Source organism: Nocardia heshunensis (genome assembly GCF_054782115.1).
In genome coordinates, this window is the sequence record NZ_BAAGTC010000075.1 from 1 (window position 1) to 1,422 (window position 1,422).

The window sequence follows — 1,422 nt, forward strand, 5'->3', positions numbered from 1 at the left end:
ACTCTGTAAAGCCATGAATCATGGTAATTTGAATGTTGAAAAATATAAAAATACACTATCACCAAAAGAAAAAGATTTCTTCGTCTTGGGTAAATACGCTTCTCTAGTAATATTATTCTTTATCGCGTTATCCGAATTTCTCGTGAAGTCACCACCAATAAATAATCTTATATGTCTAATCCTTGGTTCAAGAACAACGCCAGACGGGCTTATCAATCGGGGTATGCGTGTTTCTTTAGTGATGTTAACGCTTATGCTTCTTTCTATCGGCATATTCTTAATATTCAAATTTTTACCTAAATTTTTTAAAAAGAGAATTTTCAACGGTTTCTTGCCTTAGCAGACAATATACCACAAAAAGCCACCCTACCCATTAATCTGGATAGAGTGGCTTCGTTGTTACTTGAGCTTCTTAACGTAATCTGCGTTGGCTGTGATATACAGCCCGTTCCCCAGCTTCAACCGCGTAATCTTTCCATAACTTACCACAGACTCAACATCGAAGACAGTCCCCTTGGCAAACTCTTTCTCAGCCTTCTTAAATGCTTTGTCGTAGTACCGCGTCACACTAGTCTTAGCCTTAACTTGCTTGGCCGCCTTCAAATAGGTGGCCTTTTTTACTGGTGTGGATGAGCTCCCACCAACGCCGTTCTTCAAGTCCTTGGCAAACTGAGCCTTGCTGATTCCCCACTTAGCTAGATACCCATACGGGTCTTGGTGATCACCCCATAGATTGTCTGACACCCATTTGTGAGACTTGATACCAGGACCTGAGCCGTCTAGCGTCAGCAGGATACCGTACTTCTTCGCGTAATATCGAAGCACCCACACATAACGCTTGTAGCTCGCGTTGAAGCGACTCTGGGAATTTACGTGAGCCAATTCCACTTGGAACGGGCTAGCGTTGTTAGCCACGGTCCCCGCACCATAAGCGACGTAACCGGGCGTTCCCACAATATAGATACCTTGGTCATCCACAATAGCATGGGTGTATGCTGCGGACCAGTGACCCTTCATATAGCTAGCTTCGTTCTTACCGGAGCCAACGCCCTTATTGTTATCGTTGCCGGTATCGTGGGCAATGATGTACTTGTGTGCTGCCTTGGATCCAGATCCCTGGTTGGCCCCAAGTTCATAGCTGTGGTTAAATGAATAGCTCATCGTTTATCGTCCTCCTTAATATTGAAACCCTTGAATCCATCAAATAGGCCAGACGTGAACCCACCTACTAGCAGTCCCATAACGGCCCCTGACAGAAAGTTATGGTCAGCCGTCACAAATACCGATAGCAAGCCGACCAACATGCCAATTACCATCGACAGCCACGGCATCCACTGATTCGGCACCTTCGTCTGCTTTACGGCCTGAGTCAAAACAAAAACGACCAAAGTGGTCAATGCCAATTCAGTCGCCGTTCCCAGA

3 protein-coding genes are annotated in these 1,422 nt (G+C 45.4%); 1 reads left to right on the forward strand and 2 read right to left on the reverse strand.

Annotated elements, in window-relative coordinates:
• Window positions 1–340, forward strand: a 340-nt coding sequence (locus ACYVN4_RS45255; protein WP_460730528.1) for a hypothetical protein, incomplete at its 5' end; no start/stop codon positions are given.
• A 59-nt stretch (window positions 341–399) separates the two neighbouring features.
• On the opposite strand, the gene ACYVN4_RS45260 is transcribed toward ACYVN4_RS45255, so the two are convergent.
• Window positions 400–1,161, reverse strand: a complete 762-nt coding sequence (locus ACYVN4_RS45260; RefSeq protein WP_125685942.1) for a DUF5776 domain-containing protein — start codon at window positions 1,159–1,161, stop codon at window positions 400–402.
• The coding region (locus tag ACYVN4_RS45265) for a holin (RefSeq protein WP_460730530.1) at window positions 1,158–1,422 on the reverse strand (265 nt) is incomplete at its 5' end. The genes ACYVN4_RS45265 and ACYVN4_RS45260, both read right to left, overlap by 4 nt.

What these genes read in the sequence shown, in the direction of transcription:
- ACYVN4_RS45260 (WP_125685942.1), bottom strand. Translation starts at nt 1,161, where the DNA reads ATGAGCTATTCATTTAACCACAGCTATGAACTTGGGGCCAACCAGGGA.